Raw genomic sequence first — 20,197 nt, forward strand, 5'->3', positions numbered from 1 at the left:
TACCCAGAACCCAGCAAAGCCCCGGAGCCGCGACCATGGCGCGCCGAAAACCCACAAGCCAGAACCCTTCAAAAAGCAACCGACCCAATCGTGGTGCGGCTGCGGCGCGCAACAACACCGGTACTGGTGAACTGCGAATCATCGGCGGCGACTGGCGCAGCCGGAAACTGCGATTTCCGGATGCCGGCGGCGTGCGGCCAACCCCCGCCCGAACCCGGGAAACCCTTTTCAACTGGCTTGCCTTTCACCTTGCTGGCAGCGACTGCCTGGATCTGTTCGCCGGCTCCGGCGCGCTTGGGCTGGAGGCCCTGTCCCGGGGTGCCGCACGAGCAACCCTGGTGGATCACACCCCGGCCCTGGCGAAGGCGCTCAGGGACAACCTCAGGCTGCTGAAATCCGAAGGTGGTGAGGTGGTATGCTCAGAGGTCGAGAGCTACCTGCGCCAGAGAAACCGACCGCCGTTCGACATCGTGTTCATGGATCCGCCATTCCGCCAGGGCTGGCTGGAAAAACTGTTTCCGTTGCTGGACGAGCAGGACTGGATTAACCCCGGCGGCTGGGTTTACGTGGAACACGAGAGCGAACTGCCAACCCCGGCGGTGCCCTCCTCCTGGCAACTGCATCGGCAGAAGAGTGCGGGACAGGTGACCTACTCTCTGTTCCGGGTCATTCCCGGGCCAGAATGAAAAAGGGGTCAGATGAAAGCTTTCATCTGACCCCGGATTCACCGTCGAAGCAGGTTCAGGTCAATCTTCAGCGCCGGATCATGCTGCCGGACGCAGGGAATAGGCCCTGAGGTGCTCGGCAAATTCCTCGAGATACCGGATACCGCTGGCTTCCGCCTCCCGGCACCACTCCATCAGGGCGTTCAGTTTGTCCTGAGGTTTGAGCCCACGCTGACGCCAGAGTGCCTGTAGCTCGTGACTCTTCTCGTAAATCTGGCGAAGCACTGCATTGCGCTCGAGCACAGATTCCAGGGTTTCCTTTTCCTTCGGCTCAATCAGGGTGACCTCCCGGGACAACAGCTGCTTGAGCTTGCGGTAACGGGGCCGGATCTCATCGTCCATCAGCGCCTTCTGCTGGCGCAGCACCGGCTCCATCACGCGCTTGCGGTATTGACGCATGATATCGAAGCGGTTATTGGCAATGGCCTGAACGGTCTCCACATCCACATCAAGCTTACCGGGCACGTGGTGGGCAATCGGCCGATACCCTTTAGGCTTCGCCAGCCCGAACAACTGGAACAGGCGGATATACCCCCAGCCGATATCCACTTCGAACCAGCGGCGTGAAAGCTTGGAAGAATTCGGATAGGTGTGGTGGTTGTTGTGCAGCTCCTCGCCGCCAATCAGAAGGCCCAGGGGTGAAATGTTACGGGCGTTGTCGGCGCACTCGTAGTTCCGGTAACCCATCCAGTGGCCAATGCCGTTCACCACGCCAGCAGCCCACACCGGGATCCACATCATCTGTACCGCCCATATCCAGATGCCGTGAACACCGAACAGCGCCAGGTTGATCACCGCCATCAATGCGATGCCCAGCATTTTGTAGCGGCTGTAGACATTGCGCTCCACCCAGTCTTCCGGGGTGCGCTGGCCATAACGCTCAAGCGTTTCCGGGGTTGCCGACTCGGCATAGAGTTCGGCCCCCTGAAACAGGACCTTGCGAATGCCCAAAATGACCGGACTATGGGGATCTTCCTCGGTTTCGCACTTGGCGTGATGTTTACGGTGAATGGCAGTCCATTCCTTGGTGTTCTGGGCCGTGGTCAGCCAGAGCCAGAACCGGAAAAAATGCTTAAGGGCCGGATGCAAATCCAGCGAATTGTGCGCCGAATGGCGATGCAGGTAGAGCGTTACACTGACAATCGTGACGTGGGTCATTCCAAGTGTAACCAGAATGAGTTGCATCACCGACAGGTCAAGAAGACCATTAAACCACATAGCAAATCCTCAAAATCATTATATCTGGCGCGAGGCCAACATCGACACTTTAGCGTACAGCTGTAAGCTCCAACAACAGCATTTGGCTGCAAAATTGTTACTGATTACACTTGGGCGCTTTCTTACCCCGGAGACCTCCGCCTGTGCCTGAACTGCCTGAAGTAGAAACCACCCGCCGCGGCATTGCTCCCCATTGCGAAGGGGAAACGATCATGCGCGTAACCGTGCGCAACGGCAGCCTGCGCTGGCCTGTTCCGGCGGATCTGGCCGAGAGACTGGAAAGTCAGGTCATAAGAAGTATAGACCGACGGGCCAAATATTTGTTCCTGAACATGGATCAGGGCACCGTGATTGTTCACCTCGGCATGTCCGGCAGCCTGCGGGTTATCACTGACAACACGCCGCCTATGGCCCATGACCATATCGACCTGGCGTTACAGTCCGGTGTCGTCCTCCGTTTCAACGATCCCCGCCGGTTTGGCTGCTGGCTCTGGTCCGAATCCGCCGAAGACCACCCATTGATCCGCCATCTCGGCCCGGAACCTCTGGCCCCGGAATTCAGTGGTTCTCTGCTGTTCCGGCTGTCCCGGGGCAAGAACACTCCGGTGAAATCGTTCATCATGGACAATCATGTGGTGGTGGGGGTTGGCAACATCTACGCCAACGAAGCCCTGTTCAAATCCGGCATTCATCCACGCCGCAAGGCCGGGCGAATAAGCCTGGATCGCTATCACAGGCTTGCCGAAGCCATTCAGGAAACGCTCAGTGCCGCCATCCTGATGGGCGGTACCACCCTGAGAGATTTTGTGAACAGCGATGGCAAACCGGGCTATTTTGCCCAGTCGCTGCTGGTTTACGGTCGCGGCGGCGAGCCCTGCAAGGAATGCGGAAACCCGTTAAAGGAAATACGAATGAACAATCGCGCGACGGTTTACTGCCCACGCTGCCAGCGCTGAACGCTAACCAAACTGCACATTCTGCAACGAAAAATCGTTTGAAAATGCGCAAATATGATTCATAGTTAACAGAGGATTAACGCCCACGGTTTACAATAGGATTGTATCCACTTGATGCGATTCCGGTGCCACGCTCTCTGAAAACAGCACCTACAAGGGCCAAAAAGCTCAGGAGACAGTACGATGACCCGCAAGATTTCACGCACCCTGGTGGCCACTGTGGCGGCCTGCCTGTTGGCATTCTCATCCCTCGGCCACGCCCAGGCTGTGGATGAAACCCCGTCAGCACTGGCGATGACCGGCGATGCCATTTTCGTTCGCCCGGCCCTGCTGGCAACCACCATCGTGGGCAGCGCCGTTTACCTGGTGTCACTGCCGTTCTCCCTGCTCGGCGGTAACGCCGACGAGGCCGGAGAAGTCCTTGTGATGGGTCCCGCCAAAGCGACCTTCGTACGCTGCCTGGGCTGCACCCGCACAGGAAAAAAACCGGAAAAGGTTGAACAGACCAGCAACTGATCCGCTTCCTTCGGGCAGGCCTCCGTATTATCACGGCTTGCCCCGGACAGCGAACTGCGGCAGCCTGAAGAAAATTCTTCAGGCTGTTTTTCTGTATGGTTGACTGGTCATCTCTCAGAACCGTGTTCCTTGATATGGACGGGACACTTCTGGATCTTCATTTCGATAACCATTTCTGGCTCGAGCACCTGCCAGCACGTTATGCCGAGCACTACGATCTCCACCCCCAGGAAGCCAGGGATCACCTGATCCCGATTATCATGGCCGAGCGTGGCACACTGAACTGGTATTGCACCGACTACTGGAGCGAACGCCTTTCCCTCGACATCACCGGTCTGAAGGCCGAAGTCGGTGACCGGATTGGCTACCGACCACATGTAACCGATTTCCTGGACGCGCTCCGGCAATCCGGGTTGCACTCGGTGATCGTCACTAACTGCCACCCCGATCCCCTGGGCCTGAAGCTTCAGAGAACCGGCCTTGATACACGGGTCGATGCCATTATCTCGAGTCACCAACTTGGCAAACCCAAGGAAGACCCCTCGTTCTGGCACGACCTTCAGCGCCTGACACCCTACGAGGCTGCCAATACCCTGATGATTGACGACAGCTTTCCGGTTCTGGAGAGCGCCCTTAGCGCCGGCATCGCCCAGTGCCTTGCAGTCCTGGCGCCGGATAGCCAGCAAGAGGCCCGCAGTCGGCACCCGGACATTCCCTGCATCCATCACTTCAACGAAGTTCTCCCGGCCCTTCGCCAGCGGTCGCCCCTGCCATCCGGTCGATGACAGGGTTATAATCGAAGGACTAGCCCATCAGGTGAGGAGACATGACGGCATCAACGGCTGACGACCAACGTGTAAGGCTCGACAAATGGCTCTGGGCCGCCCGCTTTTACAAGACGCGGTCCCTGGCCAAGGAAGCGATCGAAGGTGGCAAGGTCCACTATAACAGCCAGCGCTGCAAACCCGGCAGGCTGGTGGAAGCCGGTGCCAAACTGACCTTGCGCCTGGGCTGGCAGGAAAAAGTCGTTATTGTTGACGACATAAGCGACCGACGCCGTGGCGCGCCGGAGGCTCAAAAGCTCTACCACGAAACCGAAGACAGCGTTAAAAAACGTGAGGAAATGGCCTGGCAGCGCAAAACCATGCAGGCAGCGCAGCTTCCTCCGGCCAGACGGCCCTCAAAGAAAGACCGCAGGGATATTCAACGCTTCCGCGAGCAGAACGGCATCTGAACTCTTCATTTATCCCCGCCCCCAGTCACTTGCGAAGACCGGCATTCAGCATTCAGGAGACACAACATGGCATCCCGCGACCAGTTTCAACGCTTTATTTTCGAACACAGCCAGGTGCGGGGAGCCTGGGTGCAACTGGGGGACAGCTATCGGGAAATCGGTAGCCAGGCCCCTTACCCGGACACCGTTCGGGAACTCCTGGGCGAAGCCCTCGTGGCCAGCATTCTGATGAGCAGCACTCTGAAGTTTGAAGGCACACTGTCCATCCAGGCCCAGGGCGAAGGCCCCTTGCGCACCCTGATGGCCGAATGCAGCCACGACCGCTATATCCGCGGCCTGGCCCGCTTTGATGAGCATGCCGTGAGCGAAGACAGCTTTCACAGCCTGCTCGGTGAGGGCCGCATGGCCATTACCATTACTCCGAACCGTGGCAATCGTTATCAGGGCGTGGTTCCCAGAGAACAGGACACGCTCGGCGGCTGCCTCGAGGAATACTTTGATCGCTCGGAGCAGATTCCCACCAGCCTGTTCCTGTTTGCCGACGACAACGGCGCCGCCGGCCTGATGCTTCAGCGTCTGCCGGGCGCAACGGAGGAGGACGAAGACCTCTGGGACCGGGTGAACCATCTGGCCCGCACTGTGGAAGCCGGCGAGTTGCTGGAACTGGACAGCGAGACACTGCTCCATCGCCTGTTCCACGAGGAGACCGTGCGATTGTTCGACGCCGAACCGGTGGCCTTCCGATGCAGCTGCTCGAGGGAGCGCACCCTTGGCGCACTGGAGGCCATTGGCAGTGACGAGTGTTACAGCATCCTGGAAGAACAGGGCTCCATCGAGATGGACTGCCAGTTCTGTCACGCTCACTATCGCTTCGATAGAAATGATATTGATCATCTTTTCACCGGTCATACGCTACACTAAGTAGCACGTTCGATTCGCCGGGAAACCGCTGATAGCAAGGCTTCCCGGGCAGTCGTTTTTTACCGGCGTCTCTGGCATAATAGCGCGCCTGAATTGACCCGATTGCTCAGATTTCCGTCAATTTTGGGGGGCGGCCTGGGCAATCACTAAGACATCCCGAGGGCGAGGTCGAAGTGAGCAACACTTATAATGATCTGAGTACAGCACGACTGGTAGAGGTGGCACTGGCACGTGACGAAGGCCAGCTGGCATCCAACGGTTCCCTGGTTGTAAGAACCGGCGACCGCACAGGCCGGTCTCCCATGGACCGTTATATTGTCGAGGAGCCAAGCACCTCGGACGATATCCACTGGGGTCCGATCAACCGCCCATTCGACGCCGAAAAGTTCGACGCTCTCTGGGATCGTGTTGAAGCGTACATCGCCGAAAAAGACCAGTTCGTGTCTCACGTTCATGTCGGCTCCGATCCGGAACACTACCTGCCGGTGAAAATGACCACCGAAACGGCCTGGCAGAACCTGTTCGGCCGCAACCTGTTTATTCGCCCGGAAAGCTACAACCCGGCCGACAAACAGGAATGGCAGATCCTGAACGCCGCCAACTTCGAGTGCGTGCCCGAGCGCGATGGCACCAACAGCGACGGCTGCGTGATGATTAACTTTGCCAAGCGCAAAGTGTTGCTGGCAGGCATGCACTACGCCGGCGAAATGAAGAAAGCCATGTTCTCGGTACAGAACTTCCTGCTGCCGGAAAAAGACGTGCTTCCCATGCACTGTTCCGCCAACGTCGGCGAAGACGGCGAGACCTGCCTCTTCTTCGGTCTGTCGGGTACTGGCAAGACCACACTGTCCGCCGATCCTCACCGCTTCCTGATTGGTGATGACGAGCACGGCTGGGGTCCTGGCACCGTCTTCAATATTGAGGGTGGTTGCTACGCCAAGTGCATCGACCTGTCCCAGAAGAACGAACCGATCATCTGGAACGCCATTCGCTTTGGCGCCATTGTCGAGAACGTGATGATCGACCCGGAGACGCGGGAGCCTGACTACACCGACGTTTCTCTGACTGAGAATTCCCGTTGCGCCTACCCGCTGGAACACGTTGAAAAACGTGTCATCGAGAACCGCGCAGGCGAGCCCTCTCACATCGTATTCCTGACCTGCGATATGACCGGTGTTCTGCCACCGGTGTCCATCCTGAGCCGGGAAGGCGCCGCTTACCACTTCCTGAGTGGCTACACCGCGCTGGTGGGTTCCACCGAGATGGGCTCTTCGTCCAAGCTCAAGTCCACGTTCTCCACCTGCTTCGGTGCACCGTTCTTCCCGCGTCCGGCCGGCGTTTACGCCGAACTGCTGATGAAGCGCATGGACGAGTTTGGCAGCAAGGTCTTCCTGGTGAACACCGGCTGGACCGGCGGCCCCTACGGCGAAGGTCAGCGGTTCAGTATCCCGACCACCCGAGCCATCATCGCTGCGATCCAGAACGGCGATCTGGACGACGTGGAAACCGAGCACCTGCCCACCCTGAACCTGGATGTGCCCAAGCATGTTCCGGGCGTGGATACCGAGCTGCTGAACCCCCGCAACACCTGGGTAAGCCCGGACTACTACGATGGCAAGGCACAGGAACTGATCGCGCAATTCGTGGAGAACTTCAAGAAGTTCGACGTGGCGGATTCGATCGTCGAAGCCGGTCCCAAGCTGAGCTGAAAAGCTGACAACGGGGTCAGATGAACGCTTTCATCTGACCCCTGTCCAGAAAGCGCCCTGCGAAAGCACGGCGCTTTTTTTGTATGATAGGGCAACACAATCAAGGAAATGGCTTCATGAAACAGCGCCTGAGACAACTTTTCGCCCCCCTCCTCAAACCCCTGGAGTCCGGGAAAGTCGGGCCCAACTACAAAGCGTCACACCGGACCGTTCTGAACGTTGTAGGCGTGTTGTTCCTGGTTCTGGCAACCGTCTCTGCCACAGCGCTGGTATTCACAGGCAAAGCCGGCGCCCTGATTCCCGTCGTGGTGTTTCTGGGCATTGGCGGAGTATGCGTCGTTGTAGGAACGCTGGGCTCGGATGTGGCCGTGTCGAAGATGTGGGGCAACCGCTGAGGGTCAGCCCACATCTTCGGATCAGGCGTAGAACAACAGCGGAACAAAGGCGACCAGCACCAGCGAAATCCCCATGGCAATCAGTGGCATGATGATGCGCTCGTGACGCTGATAGAAGGTTCCTCCTTCCTGCTGCGCCGCCAACACCTCCGCTTCACCAACCACTTGCCGGGTCAGCAGATGGTTCAGGGCCACCGGCGGGCTCAAATAGCCCAGTTCAAATGCCACCAGGGTGACCATCCAGAAATGGATGGGATGAATACCGCTGGAGTAGGCTATGGTAGCCACGGTGGCGGTCACCAGAATCACGGCACCGAACGCGTCCATGATCATGCCCAGGATCACCAGAATCACCACCATCAGGAGCATTGCTGACCAGGCGCTCTCAAACGACTGCGGGAAAGCCTCCATCAGGTGAGCCCGTTCGATCACCCCACCGATGCTGACTGACAGACCCAATAAAAGCAGCAGAGCGCCAATCTCCGCCGTCGTATCATTGGTGGCACCACGAAGACTCCGCTCCAGGCCCTGATGATTGATTTCTCCGGACGCCTTTCCTTTGCGGTTTTTCAGGCTGACGTGTTCATAAACAAGGATCGCAAGCATGATCACCGGCAACAGTCTCGGTGCCGAAAATTCATCCATGCTCACGTCAAGCGCCAAACGGTAGAACAGCACCACGGCGGCGATCACCAGCACATAGGGAATCAGAGGCTTGAGCGCCTGAGTCATGGCCGGAAACGCCTCGGAGGACGGTGCAAGGTTGAACTGGCTCTGACGGTTTACGCTCAGGGCCACAATCGCAAACATGGCAGCCGTCAGTACAAACACCCAGATACCCCAGCCGAACAGCTCGTCAGTGGTAACTTCCCGGTTCAGATAGGCGATAACAACGACCAATAGACAGGGGCGTAACACCACCCCCAGGGAGCCGGACATGGCGGTCGCCGCCAGCGCCAGATGCCGGCGAGCGCCGGCCGCCCTCAATTCACTGTAGATCACCGCGCCAGCAGCGATCACGAAGATCCCGGAAGCACCGGTGTAGGCCGTCGGCACCGCGGCAACCAGGACCGCCACGACGGCCAGCATTTCCGGCGGCATACGCCAGGGCCGGAAGACATTGAACACCAGGGTGGCCAGGCGGGTCTGTTTGAGCATCATGCCCACCCACACGTACAGACCGACGTTCAGGAACATATCGGACAGTTCCATCATCTTGCCCAGATAGATGCCGATCCCCGAAGCATGCCCGATCAAGGCGAAATAGGTGCCGGAGATCAGGCACATCACGGTATATAGCGGAACAGCCAGAAAGGCCTTGTTCAGGCTGCCACCTTCCTGCAGATCGTCCGGCACCCGGAACAGCCGATAGAGGCTGGCCAGAGTCAGGCAGGCGAAGCCGACAATCCAGAAATTGTGCAGCAACAGCTCTTCCGACGAGACCGACGTATCTGACCCTAGGCTGGACTGGCGGAAGATCGCGCTGGAGCCCAGCAACATGGCATTGGCAATGGTTTGCAGGGTATGGGAGACGGTGTAATCAAGCCGAGTCTCCATGGCGCGCATGGCAATGTGGTGGCGGGTCAGGGTCGCGGTCACCGCACACAGCATGACCAGGATCACCAGAATGAAACGCTGGGACTCCAGACCAAAAGCTATAAGGTCGGCAATGAACAGCTCAACGGCCCGATAGGCTTTCACCCCCGGTGTCAGCTGATCTCTGAGATTCTCGTAGTTCTGGTGGTCTTTGCGACAGTCAGCAACGGAACGCTCGATAGCGAGGCGGACGTCAGCCGGGTCTTTTTCCTGAGCCCCCAGCAGCGCCGCCATCGGGTCCTCGGCGTCATTTTCGGCCATCTCGGCAGCCACCGCCGCTTCGACGTCCCGATCCGGATTACAGGTGGGTTGAGCCGGATCCACTCGAAGCTTGTAATAGCCACTCCAGAGCTGTTCGCCACCGCGCAACATCTGGTTATGGATATCACTGCTGGTAGAGAAGACAACCACCGCCAACAACAACAGGCAGGCGGGCAGAGATGAAAACCATTCCAGCCCGCTACGATGAATACCGCCCTTCGACATAACTGATTACTCTGGGTATGGAATGGTTAAAGAAGATCATCCAGATCCATGGTTTCAACGGCTTCCTGCTGGTCATCCCAGAAGGTACCAAGCCGGCCCAGTGGCGTTCGATGTCCGGTATTCTCGATCCAGAGACGATCGGAGACCGCGACAATCATGTCGGTGGCCATGGCATCCACGAAACGCCACTCTTCGTTGACCGGCGTATTCTCAAGTGACTTGGCGTGGTCCCGGATCACCTCCCGGACCATACCCTCGTCTCCCTTGTTCAGGGCCGCGATGGCATGAAACACATGTGGCAGCCGAACACCCGCAGCCTTCCCCTGCTCTCCAGCGATTGCGAGCCGCTCGAAGGCGTCTTCACCATCGGGCTGGGCACCGGGAATCATGGCCCACACGGTTGCCCTCAAGGCCATGGGGGCGCCCCACCACTTGTCATTTTCCAGGCAACTGGTGGCACGGGCGGCAATGGAACCAATATTGGCGGGAACGCCAATGGAGGAAGTAGACTGAATCTGGGCGTTGAGCGCCTGAAGACCCGACAGCAGGCCGGCCATGTAGATGAACTCGTCCATGTCGTCATCAAAATCAGGGCACTCGCCATCGGCGGGATTCCCGTAGTGGGCGTTATGGTGCTGCCATGCCGTGTAATAGCGGCGAGCCGCGACTGTGTGCGCCCGCTTCTGTTGGATCATGGCATCCTCTGCAGCGTTGCCGTTCATGGCATGCAAGGCTGCGAGGCCTTTCAATTCGTATTCCCTGGCTTGCTCATCGGCGCAGCCGCCGGCCGAGAGATAGAGCATGACCGCAAGCTGATCCGGTTCGTTGGTCACACGTCCGAAAGACATCAGCAAGGGCGCTGTCGCCTCGCTCATGGCACAACCCATGGCCAGGTCGTCGCTCTCCATCAGAAAGGGCACCGTATGATTCCGGGAAAAGCCCTGCATGACATCCCCGGTGGTCTTGTAAATCATGTGATTGACCACACCACAGCCACTCAGGACGGCACTGGCCGTAAGCGCCGCCAACAGACTACGTGCACGGCGCACGGAAAATGGCGCCTTGCGGGAGGGATTCCGGAAATGGGTCATACCTTCTTCACCTTTTGCGTTTTTGTTCTGATGCAGTCCTGCTGGGACCGCACGGGCCATGCCCCGGCGGACAAACCGGTTTGTTACAGTCTGTAACCAGGCAGGCATTATGGCGTACGAGCTCCTGCTTTTATGCGACCGATGCCGCAAATGACGCCAAATGACACACACGTCCGCCGGGCAAGTGTTTGCACAATGGGCCGCAAGCCACTATAGATTGAAGCAACCGTGAATCGATGCGATTCCGGCCAGGACCAGACTGAACAAACAGAAATACAATAAAAGGAGTATCCGATGCGCAAACCTGAACTCGCGGCAGCCATTGCCGACCGAACCGGACTAACCCGGGACAAGGCCAGTGAAGTGATTACCGCGTTTACCGATCAGGTGTCAGCCGCCGCCGCCCGGGGAGAGGATGTCACCCTGATCGGTTTTGGTACCTTTAACATCCGCAGCCGCGAGGCTCGGGACGGCCGTAACCCGCAGACCGGCGAGACCATTCGCATCCCGGCCAGTAAAACGGTCGGCTTCAAAGCCGGCAAGGCACTCAAGGATGAAATCCGCTAGTCAGACAGAGGCCCGCGAAAGCGGGCCTGCTTCACTCCGGCTTCAGGTCCCGGCGACGGAGGCACACTCCGAGCGACTCGCATCGACCCGACACCGAATCGCTTTCATCAACTTGATGGCGCGCTCATCGTAGACACCGTCCTCCAGTAACGACAGGCGCACTTTGCGCAACATTTTGTCGTACTCCGCCGTGTCCTCCTGCGGCAGTTGCATCCAGACGTTTTCCGGAATTTCCGCCTCTGCCTGGGCAATGATTTCGTAGGCCTCATCAATGCGCTTGATGGCCTGGTCACGCACCATCTGGCCTGCCGAGTCCGGGAACCGGTCGCGGTGGATGATCACCTGGAAGTTCATGTAACCGAGGGCGTATTTGACCACCGCCCCGTTTGGCTGAACGCCCTTGTAAAGCTCCAGCGGGGTATAGGCGACGGCGGGAGCGTAAGCCAGATCAACGCTGCCGTTATTGAACTTGCCGGCAAAGTTAGCAGAGTTCGAACCCACCACGGATGCGCCTACGTGGCGAACCATCCGGACGGATGCCTGATCGTAGTCCAGGGTCGCAATCCGTTTGCCCTGCAGCTTCTCGACCGAATCGATACTGCGGTCCCGGGTATGCAGGTAAATGGCACCCCCCGGGAATACTCCGGCCACTTCATAGGGTCCGTCAATCAGGAACGGACGGGCCTTGGGCTGACTCAGAGTGTTGTACAACAGGCGCATCTCCTCTTCGCCAGGGACTGCGCCCATGGCTTCAAGGCTGCCGGTAAACTTGTTGAACTCACGAGCCCGGGTGCCGGTCAGCAGAACAGCATCGCACTGTCCCGCCTTGAAATCTTCGGCAGCGACCTTCTCATCGGTATAAGCACGAAGATCCAGCTTGATACCGTTTTTCAGGGCAACCGGCTGGAAGGTCTTGGTAATGGCAAACAGGGGGCCATTGGCACCAACCGGGTCAAATACGCAGAAACTGCGTTCCAGAGGCTCATTCTGTGCCTGCGCCTGCCCCATCGAGGGGAAGACCAGACTGGCACAGAGGGCAGCCGCCAAGGCTACCCGCTGGGGGAGATTTGCTGATTTCACGGGATGACTCCTGATTATTATTGTCGGGCACCGGTATAGGGTCGTATACCAGCCAGGCCACGCTTTCCTTGGTCGACCATAGGCCGGCGACTACAAGAATACGTTGGCACAGGTGCCTGCCATCAAGGGTTTTTCAGCAAAAAGGGGGGATTCTGTGATGGTGTCGACAGAGGTTACGCAACCTCTGCCGCACTTTCGTCAAGCACGTCCGGTTCAGACCGCCGGTTGCGGCCAGGCCTTTCGACCCTCGCTCAGGGTGAGCCGGATGACACCCGGCAGTTCGCGGTCGGTCACCGGTGCGTGACGACCGGCCGAAACCAGTGTTTTCGAGTCCGGAGTCCAGAAGGCATCGGGATCGAACAGGCAAATATCCGCCGTTTCGCCCTCCGCGAGCCGGGCCGTCCGGCCAAGCACGGAGGCCGGACCGGTAGTCAGCGCCCGGATCAGGTCCGGCAGTGCCAGCTCATTCATTTCCACCAGTTCCAGCCCCAGAGACAGCACGCTCTCGATACTGGACAGGCCGGGTTCGGTGGCCGCCATGGGCGCCTGCTTGGCGGCGCTATCATGGGGCTGATGCTGGCTGACAATAGCATCAATGACACCCTCACGGACGCCGGCGATCAAGGCTTTTCGATCGCTCTCGCTGCGCAGCGGCGGGCGGACATGGAACCGGCTGTCAAACCCGGCCAGGGCTTCCTCGGTGAACACCAATTGGTGCATGGCCACATCGGCCGTTACGGCAATACCGCGACGACGGGCATCGGCCAGCATTTCCACGCTGCGACCACAGGACAACTGGCTCAGGTGCAAACGGACGCCGGTTTCCTCGGCCAGCAGCAGCATTTCCATTACCGCAGCGGTTTCCGCCACTTCCGGAATACCAAGCAAACCCAGCCGCGAGGTCACTAGACCATCGTGGGCGTAGCCGTCGGCGGCCAGGGCCTGGTTCTCGGGGCTGAACATAACCGTCAAACCAAAGGTCTGAGCGTAGGCCATGCACCGGCGCAATATACGGGCGTTGCGCACACCCCGGGAACCATTACCTACCGCCACACAACCAGCCGCAGCCAGACCGGCCATATCGCTGAGCAGATCGCCTTCAAGCCCCCGGGTAATGGCCCCGATGGGCAGGACCCGGATGGACGAACGGCTGGAAGCACCATCACGAATCAGGTGAGTGACGGCACTGGAATCGTTCACCGGTGACGTTTCCGGTGAAGCGCACACCGTGGTAAAACCACCATGGGCCGCCGCCAGGGTTTCAGAGGCAATGTTACCTTTCTGGCCATTGCCCGGTTCCCGCAGGTTGCAACACAGATCCACAAAGCCCGGTGCAATCACGCAGTTTTCGGCGCTGATGGTTTCATCGGTCCTTTCTTTGGCGGCGGCTTCGCCCATTGCGGCGACCCGTCCATCACGAATCACCAGTGCCGAGTTTTCCTGTTCGCCACCCTGACCATCGAACAGTCGTCCTCCGGTGATCTTCAGGCTGATTCCGGATGTATTGAAACTGCTCATGCCTGGCCCCTCTCACTCAGTTTCTGCTGACGCTCTGCCACCTGCCCTCCCATGGCCATGGACATAACCGCCATCCGGATGGCGATACCGTTGGTGACCTGGTTCAGAATCACGGATTGCGGGCCGTCAGCCACCGCCGATTCAATTTCAACGCCCCGGTTGATGGGGCCGGGATGCATGACGATGCACTCGGGGTGTGCCAACGCCAGCTTTTGCTGATTCAGGCCGTAGAGCCGGTAGAACTCCCGCTCGCTGGGCAGCAATGCCCCTTCCATCCGTTCTTTCTGGAGACGCAGCATGATCACCACATCCAGATCCTTCATCCCTCGGGCCATATCGTATTCAACGGTGCATCCGAGGCTTTCAACGTCCTTGGGGAGCAGGGTACCCGGGGCAATCACGCGAACTTCCTCGGCACCCAGTTCGTTCAGCGCACGGATCTGGGAGCGGGCTACCCGGGAGTGCAGCACATCGCCAACGATGGCGACTTTCAGTCCCTCGAACTGCCCCTTGTGCTGGCGTATGGTCAGCATGTCCAGCATGGCCTGGGTCGGGTGCGCATGACGGCCGTCACCGGCGTTGATAATGGCCACCCCCGGGGTCACGCTCTCGGCAATGAAATGCGGCGCACCACTCTGCGAGTGCCGGACCACGAACATATCACTGGCCATGGCTTCCAGGTTCAGCAGGGTGTCAGACAGGGACTCGCCCTTGGAGGTGGCCGAAGTGCTGATATCCAGGTTGAGCACATCGGCGGACAGGCGCTTGGCCGCCAGCTCGAACGTGCTTCGGGTACGTGTGCTGGACTCGAAGAACAGGTTTACCACGGTCCTGCCCCGGAGCAGAGGCACTTTCTTGATGGTGCGCTCGCCGACCTCGATGAAGGAATCTGCCGTATCCAGGATGTCGGTCAGCAAGGCACGATCGAGGCCGTCGAGGGTGAGGAAGTGGCGCAACTGACCATCCCGGGTCAGCTGCAAGTGGTGCGGGGAAGCGTCGTTCGCGGTCATGGGTCGCCTGTTATCTGATTCGGAGGTTTATTGTCCGGCTTCCTGAAGCTCAATACGGAGCGGGTCGGGGCCACGCAGCTTGACGCGCTGATGGGATTCCAGCGCCATTGTCTTTCCAGCCACGTCAGGCTGTATGGGCAGTTCCCGGGCGCCCAGGTCAATCAGGGTGGCCAGTATGATACTGGCTGGGCGTCCGTAATCGAAGATCTCATTCATCGCCGCCCGGATGGTCCGTCCGCTCATGATGACATCATCAATCAGGATGATATCCCGGCCTTCGGTATCGAATGGCAGACTTGAGGGTGTAACCCGGGGGTTCAGGCCAATGCGGCTGAAATCATCGCGGTAGAAGGAGATATCCAGTTCGCCATACGGTTCTTCGATACCCAGACGCTTGCTGAGCACATCCGCCAGCCAGACACCGCCCGTGCGAATCCCAATCAGCACGGGAGACTCGACGCCCCGCTGCCCAAGCGCCTGACGCAGTCCGTGCTCCATCTGGTCCAGCAACTGATCAATATCAAGCAATGCCGTCATTTGGTCCTCACTGTGTTTAAAAGCCGGACGCCTGTCACGCCCCGGCACCGCCCGACTGCTGGCCAAACCAGGTTTCCAGGATCAGCACAGCTGCCCGGTCGTCCACGCCATGACGGCCAAAATCTCTACTGCCACCAGCGGCCATGACCTCACCCTTCGCCTGGAAGCTGGTGAGCCGTTCATCGACCATTTCAACCGGCACATGATACCGGCCGTGCAAACGCTTGCCGAACTTTCGCGCTCGGGCACACATATCGTTTTCGGTGTCGTCCATATTCAGCGGCAGGCCAACCACAACCAGATCCGGATGCCATTCCTCGAGCAGGGATTCGATCTGTTGCCAGTCCGGGATTCCATCCCGGGCCGGAATCAGCGCTACCGGTTGCCCGGAGCCCAACAGTTCCTGGCCAACGGCAACGCCAATCCGGCGGGTTCCGAAATCAAACGCCATCACACAACGGCTTGCAGGCTCAGGCATGACCGACCGATTCACTCAGCTGGTTAAGATCAATGCCAATAAGACGAAGCACTGCCTTGTAACGCTCTTCCCAGGGGGTACGGAACAGGATGTCTGTGGTGGCAGGGCAAGTCAGCCAGGCGTTACTGCCCAACTCCTCTTCCAGCTGACCCTCACTCCAGCCGGAGTATCCCAGCGCCACCAGATAGTCTTCAGGCCCCTCGCCCTGGCCAATCCCCGCCAATACGTCGCGGGAGGTGGTCAGCAGGACGTCGTCGGTCACTTTTGCCGTGTTCTGCCAGCTGGTTCCGGGAGGATGCAGGACAAAGCCCCGCTCTGGCTGCACCGGTCCACCACTGAATACCGGCAAATCAAGCTCGCCTCCGGGCAGATCCAATTGTTCCAGGATCTCGCCCAGATGGATGTCCAGCGGGTGATTGATCATTAGTCCCAGGGCGCCGTCATCGGAATGCTCACACAGGTAGATGACGCCACCATGGAAACGCGGATCAGCCAGATAGGGTGAGGCCACCAGAAAATGGTGCCGCAGGCTGTGGGGAGAATGTTTTGATGCTGTCATCCGGATGTCAGCCCCCGTCGCTGGAAGGACCAGGTACGTATGATTTCAAGTTCGTCCACCTCTTGCCGCATTTCGTCCGGGAACGGAGCAAAAGGCGCGGCCATCCTGACAATCCGGATTGCAGCGTCGTCCAGAACGGTGCTGCCGGAAGATTGCAGAATAGTCACCTCTTTAATGGTGCCATCTTTCTTGAGCGACACCAGCATCCTCAGTGTGCCATAGATCCCGGCACGACGCGCCTCGGTCGGGTAGTTGATGTTCCCCACCCGCGTTACCTTGCTCACCCAATTCTGAACATACCAGGCGTTGGTAGACTTCAGGGTGGACGCCGCGGTGACTCGCATCACCCTCGGCTTGCGGGCATAGGCCTGCTGCTGGGCATCAAAGCGGGCCTCCAGGCTGGCAATCTCGAGGCTGCGCTCCATCAGGCTCTTTTTCTCCCGTACTGGCAGAGGTTCCTCTTCCGGCCTGGTGCGCTCCTCGGGCTGCTGAACCTTCTGGCTGGACCGACTCTCGGTCTGCACCACCTGTTTCTCCTGGCGCGGCTGAGGCTCGGTCCGGGCCGGCGGCTCGGGCTGAACCTGGGCCACCTCCGGCTGACTGACTTCCGCCGGTCTGGGCGTTGTCATCTCCCGCACTTCGTCCTGGGTTCCACTGCCTTTCTGACTGGTCTGGGCCAGAAAATCCGCTTTCTCCGGTGCCTCCTCGTCATCAAACTGGGACAGGGTAATCTCCATGGTCTGTGCCGAGGAACGGGGCGGCTCAGGCGCGAAGGTAATTCCCAGCACCACGATGGCGTGCACCGCCAGCGCCATGAAAAGGGTGAAGGAAAACCGGTCGAAGTCGCTTACCTGAACTGCCATTCCTGATACGGATCCTGTCGTTAAACCTGCCCGGTCGTTGCCACCGGATTATGCCTGGCCCAGGCGTTTTGCAATCGCATCCATCAGCATGCCACCAATATCGATACCGAAGGCCGAGTCGAGTTCCCGAATACAGGTCGGGCTGGTGACATTGATCTCGGTAAGATAATCACCGATCACGTCCAGGCCGACGAAAATCAGGCCTTTTTCTTTGATCACAGGCGCCACACGCTCGCAGATTTCACGATCCCGGGCGGTCAGCTCACGCCCTTCACCCCGCCCGCCAGCGGCAAGATTGCCCCGATTTTCTCCGTGAGAGGGAATTCTGGCAAGGGCGTAAGGCACCGGTTCACCGTCGATCAGCAGGATGCGTTTGTCGCCGTCACTGATTTCCGGAATGTATTTCTGGGCCATGGCCTGATGAGAGCCATAGTTGGTGAGGGTTTCGATAATGACACCCAGATTGAAGTCGTTCTCCCGGATACGGAAGATTGAATGCCCGCCCATACCGTCCACCGGCTTCATGATCACGTCACCGTGCCTGGCATAGAACTCGCGGAACCGGCTTGCCGACCGGCTGACCAGTAGCGGTGGTGTCAGGTCCTCAAACTGGGTGGCAAATAGCTTCTCGTTGCAGTCGCGAAGCGTGGATGCCGGGTTGACCACCAGCGCGCCCTGCTGCTCGGCGGCCTCCAGAATATAGGTGGCCATCAGGAACTCCCGGTCTACCGGTGGATCCTTGCGCATAAGAATGACATCCAGATCGCCCAGCGCCCGGTCCTGGCCCGGCCCGAAGCTGTACCAGTTCTCGGGGTCCATGTGGACTGTCAGATCCCGGGTGTGGGCCATAGCCCGACCGCCATCGAGATACAGGTCCGGCAGTTCCATGTACTCGATTTCCCAACCACGGTTCTGGGCAGCCAGCAACATGGCCAGTGAGCTGTCTTTCTTGAAGTGGATATCTTCAATCGGATCCATCACGATCCCGAGTCTGACGGTCATGGGCGTTCCTGCACTCCTGAGGGTTAAAAACACGAACCGGTCTGCAGAGCGGACCAGGCAATAAGTGCTATGCTGTGAAATCAGATGGTATTGTACCCGAGCTGCAAATGCATCCGGAGAAATCCTCAGTCAGTTACGTGACGTTGCGGGCAGAAGTACATTTGGTCACAAACTAATACTTTTTATCCGGCCATTGATAATCTATAAATGAGCGGGGTTTATAGAAGAACCTTAAGGTTTGTGTTAAAACCCCCGTTTTAAAATAATGACAGTCGCTGAGCGCAAGGCAGTTGGACAATGGATGACAACTTCGAGAACTTGAAGATCATGGTGATCGACGACAGTAAAACCATACGTCGCACCGCAGAAACCCTCCTGAAAAAGGTCGGCTGTGAGGTCATCACCGCGACTGACGGCTTTGACGCTCTTGCCAAGATTGCCGATTCCCAGCCGGACATCATATTCGTTGATATCATGATGCCCCGCCTGGACGGCTACCAGACCTGCGCACTTATCAAGAACAATTCCTCCTTCAAAAAGACGCCGGTTATCATGCTCTCCAGCAAGGACGGGCTGTTCGACAAGGCCAAAGGCCGGATCGTCGGCTCGGACCAGTACCTGACCAAACCGTTCAGTAAGGATGAGCTGCTCAATACCATCCGCCAGTACGTTCCACAGGCGGAACAGTAAACCTGCTGACCCCAAGAACCATCGAGGAAACCATGGCCCGCATTCTGATTGTTGACGATTCCCCTACCGAGGTTAAGAAAATTTCCACGATCCTGGAAAAGCACAAACACGAAGTGCTGACCGCTGACAACGGCGCAGACGGCGTTGCCAAGGCCCGTGCCGAAACCCCGGATCTGGTTCTGATGGATGTGGTTATGCCCGGCCTGAATGGCTTCCAGGCAACCCGCCAACTGACCCGCGCACCGGAAACCGCGTCCATCCCCGTGGTGATCGTAACCACCAAGGATCAGGAAACTGACCGCGTATGGGGCACCCGCCAGGGCGCCAAGGGTTATCTGGTCAAGCCGGTTAACGAAGACGACCTGATCAAAACAATCAACAGTCTGATTGCCTGATCCCCAACCGTGGAGTACGCATGTCCGCCCAGGCCGCCCCTTTTGCCGTTCTGACGGATATCGCCGAGCGCAGCCGGTCCATGGCCGCCGGCCTGCCGGAACAACAGGAAGCCGTTGAACTCTGGAACGGCATCGGCTTCGTTCTGGCAGGTGAGCGCTACGTTGCCCCCATGGGCGAAGTCACAGAAATCCTCCATGTACCCCGGTTTACCCACATCCCGGGTGTGCGCCCGTTTCTGCTTGGTGCGGCCAACGTTCGCGGTCGCCTCCTGCCCCTGGTTGATCTTGCCGGCTTTTTCGATATTCCCCGCTCCTCCCGAAGCCAACGGGAGCGGCGGGTGCTGGTTGTCGAGCAGGGCGATATTTTCAGCGGGCTGGTGGTCGACAGCGTGCTTGGCATGCAGTACTTCGCAACTGACAGTTTCAAGGATTCGCCCGAGGGCGTACCTGAAAACGTTCGACCGTTTGTCTCAGGCGGCTACGAACGCAACGAGGAAGTCTGGAAAGTGTTTTCGGCGGTCGAGTTGCTCGAAGACGAACGCTTTCTGGACGTCGCACAGTGGTAAGGGTGGTGACAATGGCAGGAACATCACCCTGACCGCCTGAAACCCGAAAAAACAAACTTGCCAATTTCTTGAAGAGGCCGGGAGC

23 protein-coding genes are annotated in these 20,197 nt (G+C 58.6%); 12 read left to right on the plus strand and 11 right to left on the minus strand.

Annotated elements, in window-relative coordinates; genetic code table 11:
* The first annotated feature begins 35 nt into the window (after nt 1-35).
* Entirely contained in the window at nt 36-686 is a 651-nt protein-coding gene (gene rsmD / locus ACESMK_RS00335) for a 16S rRNA (guanine(966)-N(2))-methyltransferase RsmD (protein WP_372994133.1), read from the plus strand.
* Nucleotides 687-764: 78 nt separating this feature from the next.
* Here rsmD and ACESMK_RS00340 read toward each other — a convergent pair whose 3' ends face one another.
* Complete coding sequence (locus ACESMK_RS00340; RefSeq protein WP_372994135.1) at nt 765-1,943, minus strand: fatty acid desaturase; 1,179 nt, start codon at nt 1,941-1,943, stop codon at nt 765-767.
* A gap of 143 nt (nt 1,944-2,086) precedes the next feature.
* Here ACESMK_RS00340 and mutM point away from each other — a divergent pair, with 143 nt between their 5' ends.
* The 7 genes from mutM (at nt 2,087) to ACESMK_RS00375 (ending at nt 7,674) form a co-directional block, all read left to right on the plus strand.
* A complete protein-coding gene (mutM, locus tag ACESMK_RS00345; RefSeq protein WP_372994137.1) occupies nt 2,087-2,899 on the plus strand; it encodes a bifunctional DNA-formamidopyrimidine glycosylase/DNA-(apurinic or apyrimidinic site) lyase in 813 nt (270 codons plus the stop codon).
* Between the two features lie 183 nt (nt 2,900-3,082).
* Nucleotides 3,083-3,415, plus strand: a complete 333-nt coding sequence (locus ACESMK_RS00350; RefSeq protein ID WP_372994139.1) for a hypothetical protein — start codon at nt 3,083-3,085, stop codon at nt 3,413-3,415.
* A 95-nt stretch (nt 3,416-3,510) separates the two neighbouring features.
* Nucleotides 3,511-4,200 (plus strand): GMP/IMP nucleotidase, encoded by a 690-nt coding sequence (gene yrfG / locus ACESMK_RS00355; RefSeq protein WP_372994141.1) that lies wholly within the window; start codon nt 3,511-3,513, stop codon nt 4,198-4,200.
* A gap of 41 nt (nt 4,201-4,241) precedes the next feature.
* Nucleotides 4,242-4,649, plus strand: coding sequence for a ribosome-associated heat shock protein Hsp15 (hslR, locus tag ACESMK_RS00360; RefSeq protein WP_372994143.1), 408 nt, complete (start codon nt 4,242-4,244; stop codon nt 4,647-4,649).
* A 66-nt stretch (nt 4,650-4,715) separates the two neighbouring features.
* Nucleotides 4,716-5,570 (plus strand): Hsp33 family molecular chaperone HslO, encoded by an 855-nt coding sequence (hslO, locus tag ACESMK_RS00365; RefSeq protein ID WP_372994145.1) that lies wholly within the window; start codon nt 4,716-4,718, stop codon nt 5,568-5,570.
* A 173-nt stretch (nt 5,571-5,743) separates the two neighbouring features.
* Nucleotides 5,744-7,279: a phosphoenolpyruvate carboxykinase gene (locus ACESMK_RS00370; RefSeq protein ID WP_372994147.1), complete on the plus strand. Its 1,536-nt coding sequence runs from the start codon at nt 5,744-5,746 to the stop codon at nt 7,277-7,279.
* A gap of 116 nt (nt 7,280-7,395) precedes the next feature.
* On the plus strand, nt 7,396-7,674 hold the full coding sequence (locus ACESMK_RS00375; protein WP_372994149.1) for a hypothetical protein: 279 nt from the start codon (nt 7,396-7,398) through the stop codon (nt 7,672-7,674).
* A gap of 21 nt (nt 7,675-7,695) precedes the next feature.
* Here the strand turns inward: ACESMK_RS00375 and ACESMK_RS00380 are convergent, their stop codons facing one another.
* Both ACESMK_RS00380 and ACESMK_RS00385 read right to left on the minus strand, forming a co-directional pair.
* Nucleotides 7,696-9,756, minus strand: coding sequence for a TRAP transporter large permease subunit (locus ACESMK_RS00380; RefSeq protein WP_372994151.1), 2,061 nt, complete (start codon nt 9,754-9,756; stop codon nt 7,696-7,698).
* Nucleotides 9,757-9,782: 26 nt separating this feature from the next.
* Nucleotides 9,783-10,847 (minus strand): hypothetical protein, encoded by a 1,065-nt coding sequence (locus ACESMK_RS00385; RefSeq protein WP_372994153.1) that lies wholly within the window; start codon nt 10,845-10,847, stop codon nt 9,783-9,785.
* Nucleotides 10,848-11,141: 294 nt separating this feature from the next.
* Here ACESMK_RS00385 and ACESMK_RS00390 point away from each other — a divergent pair, with 294 nt between their 5' ends.
* Nucleotides 11,142-11,414: an HU family DNA-binding protein gene (locus ACESMK_RS00390; RefSeq protein WP_372994155.1), complete on the plus strand. Its 273-nt coding sequence runs from the start codon at nt 11,142-11,144 to the stop codon at nt 11,412-11,414.
* A 42-nt stretch (nt 11,415-11,456) separates the two neighbouring features.
* On the opposite strand, the gene ACESMK_RS00395 is transcribed toward ACESMK_RS00390, so the two are convergent.
* The 8 genes from ACESMK_RS00395 to gshB form a co-directional block, all read right to left on the minus strand.
* Nucleotides 11,457-12,422 (minus strand): putative solute-binding protein, encoded by a 966-nt coding sequence (locus tag ACESMK_RS00395; RefSeq protein ID WP_372995405.1) that lies wholly within the window; start codon nt 12,420-12,422, stop codon nt 11,457-11,459.
* Nucleotides 12,423-12,707: 285 nt separating this feature from the next.
* Complete coding sequence (locus tag ACESMK_RS00400; RefSeq protein WP_372994157.1) at nt 12,708-14,012, minus strand: dihydroorotase; 1,305 nt, start codon at nt 14,010-14,012, stop codon at nt 12,708-12,710.
* Nucleotides 14,009-15,022: an aspartate carbamoyltransferase catalytic subunit gene (locus ACESMK_RS00405; RefSeq protein ID WP_372994159.1), complete on the minus strand. Its 1,014-nt coding sequence runs from the start codon at nt 15,020-15,022 to the stop codon at nt 14,009-14,011. Before ACESMK_RS00405 ends, ACESMK_RS00400 begins: the two co-directional genes overlap by 4 nt.
* Nucleotides 15,023-15,049: 27 nt before the next feature.
* Nucleotides 15,050-15,559 (minus strand): bifunctional pyr operon transcriptional regulator/uracil phosphoribosyltransferase PyrR, encoded by a 510-nt coding sequence (gene pyrR / locus ACESMK_RS00410; protein WP_372994161.1) that lies wholly within the window; start codon nt 15,557-15,559, stop codon nt 15,050-15,052.
* Between the two features lie 34 nt (nt 15,560-15,593).
* Entirely contained in the window at nt 15,594-16,037 is a 444-nt protein-coding gene (gene ruvX, locus ACESMK_RS00415) for a Holliday junction resolvase RuvX (protein ID WP_372994163.1), read from the minus strand.
* Nucleotides 16,030-16,596, minus strand: a complete 567-nt coding sequence (locus tag ACESMK_RS00420) for a YqgE/AlgH family protein (RefSeq protein WP_372994165.1) — start codon at nt 16,594-16,596, stop codon at nt 16,030-16,032. Before ACESMK_RS00420 ends, ruvX begins: the two co-directional genes overlap by 8 nt.
* The gene (locus ACESMK_RS00425; RefSeq protein WP_372994167.1) at nt 16,593-17,459 is read right to left on the minus strand and encodes an energy transducer TonB; all 867 of its coding nucleotides are present in this window, start codon (nt 17,457-17,459) and stop codon (nt 16,593-16,595) included. Before ACESMK_RS00425 ends, ACESMK_RS00420 begins: the two co-directional genes overlap by 4 nt.
* 48 nt (nt 17,460-17,507) lie before the next feature.
* A complete protein-coding gene (gene gshB, locus ACESMK_RS00430; RefSeq protein ID WP_372994169.1) occupies nt 17,508-18,461 on the minus strand; it encodes a glutathione synthase in 954 nt (317 codons plus the stop codon).
* 297 nt (nt 18,462-18,758) lie between these two features.
* Here gshB and pilG point away from each other — a divergent pair, with 297 nt between their 5' ends.
* The 3 genes from pilG to ACESMK_RS00445 are packed head-to-tail and all read left to right on the plus strand — an operon-like array spanning nt 18,759 to nt 20,112.
* Entirely contained in the window at nt 18,759-19,151 is a 393-nt protein-coding gene (pilG, locus tag ACESMK_RS00435) for a twitching motility response regulator PilG (protein WP_008175635.1), read from the plus strand.
* 32 nt (nt 19,152-19,183) lie between these two features.
* Nucleotides 19,184-19,546, plus strand: a complete 363-nt coding sequence (gene pilH, locus ACESMK_RS00440) for a twitching motility response regulator PilH (RefSeq protein ID WP_011787171.1) — start codon at nt 19,184-19,186, stop codon at nt 19,544-19,546.
* Between the two features lie 20 nt (nt 19,547-19,566).
* A complete protein-coding gene (locus ACESMK_RS00445; protein ID WP_372994171.1) occupies nt 19,567-20,112 on the plus strand; it encodes a chemotaxis protein CheW in 546 nt (181 codons plus the stop codon).
* The last annotated feature ends 85 nt before the right edge of the window (nt 20,113-20,197 follow it).

The organism is Marinobacter sp., from assembly GCF_041687235.1.
In the GTDB taxonomy this organism is placed as follows: domain Bacteria; phylum Pseudomonadota; class Gammaproteobacteria; order Pseudomonadales; family Oleiphilaceae; genus Marinobacter.

What these genes read in the sequence shown, in the direction of transcription:
- rsmD (WP_372994133.1), top strand. Translation starts at nt 36, where the DNA reads ATGGCGCGCCGAAAACCCACAAGCCAGAACCCTTCAAAAAGCAACCGA.
- ACESMK_RS00340 (WP_372994135.1), bottom strand. Translation starts at nt 1,943, where the DNA reads ATGTGGTTTAATGGTCTTCTTGACCTGTCGGTGATGCAACTCATTCTG.
- ACESMK_RS00350 (WP_372994139.1), top strand. Translation starts at nt 3,083, where the DNA reads ATGACCCGCAAGATTTCACGCACCCTGGTGGCCACTGTGGCGGCCTGC.
- yrfG (WP_372994141.1), top strand. Translation starts at nt 3,511, where the DNA reads ATGGTTGACTGGTCATCTCTCAGAACCGTGTTCCTTGATATGGACGGG.
- hslR (WP_372994143.1), top strand. Translation starts at nt 4,242, where the DNA reads ATGACGGCATCAACGGCTGACGACCAACGTGTAAGGCTCGACAAATGG.
- hslO (WP_372994145.1), top strand. Translation starts at nt 4,716, where the DNA reads ATGGCATCCCGCGACCAGTTTCAACGCTTTATTTTCGAACACAGCCAG.
- ACESMK_RS00375 (WP_372994149.1), top strand. Translation starts at nt 7,396, where the DNA reads ATGAAACAGCGCCTGAGACAACTTTTCGCCCCCCTCCTCAAACCCCTG.
- ACESMK_RS00380 (WP_372994151.1), bottom strand. Translation starts at nt 9,756, where the DNA reads ATGTCGAAGGGCGGTATTCATCGTAGCGGGCTGGAATGGTTTTCATCT.
- ACESMK_RS00385 (WP_372994153.1), bottom strand. Translation starts at nt 10,847, where the DNA reads ATGACCCATTTCCGGAATCCCTCCCGCAAGGCGCCATTTTCCGTGCGC.
- ACESMK_RS00390 (WP_372994155.1), top strand. Translation starts at nt 11,142, where the DNA reads ATGCGCAAACCTGAACTCGCGGCAGCCATTGCCGACCGAACCGGACTA.
- ACESMK_RS00395 (WP_372995405.1), bottom strand. Translation starts at nt 12,422, where the DNA reads ATGGGGCAGGCGCAGGCACAGAATGAGCCTCTGGAACGCAGTTTCTGC.
- ACESMK_RS00400 (WP_372994157.1), bottom strand. Translation starts at nt 14,012, where the DNA reads ATGAGCAGTTTCAATACATCCGGAATCAGCCTGAAGATCACCGGAGGA.
- ACESMK_RS00405 (WP_372994159.1), bottom strand. Translation starts at nt 15,022, where the DNA reads ATGACCGCGAACGACGCTTCCCCGCACCACTTGCAGCTGACCCGGGAT.
- pyrR (WP_372994161.1), bottom strand. Translation starts at nt 15,559, where the DNA reads ATGACGGCATTGCTTGATATTGATCAGTTGCTGGACCAGATGGAGCAC.
- ruvX (WP_372994163.1), bottom strand. Translation starts at nt 16,037, where the DNA reads ATGCCTGAGCCTGCAAGCCGTTGTGTGATGGCGTTTGATTTCGGAACC.
- ACESMK_RS00420 (WP_372994165.1), bottom strand. Translation starts at nt 16,596, where the DNA reads ATGACAGCATCAAAACATTCTCCCCACAGCCTGCGGCACCATTTTCTG.
- ACESMK_RS00425 (WP_372994167.1), bottom strand. Translation starts at nt 17,459, where the DNA reads ATGGCAGTTCAGGTAAGCGACTTCGACCGGTTTTCCTTCACCCTTTTC.
- gshB (WP_372994169.1), bottom strand. Translation starts at nt 18,461, where the DNA reads ATGACCGTCAGACTCGGGATCGTGATGGATCCGATTGAAGATATCCAC.
- pilG (WP_008175635.1), top strand. Translation starts at nt 18,759, where the DNA reads ATGGATGACAACTTCGAGAACTTGAAGATCATGGTGATCGACGACAGT.
- pilH (WP_011787171.1), top strand. Translation starts at nt 19,184, where the DNA reads ATGGCCCGCATTCTGATTGTTGACGATTCCCCTACCGAGGTTAAGAAA.
- ACESMK_RS00445 (WP_372994171.1), top strand. Translation starts at nt 19,567, where the DNA reads ATGTCCGCCCAGGCCGCCCCTTTTGCCGTTCTGACGGATATCGCCGAG.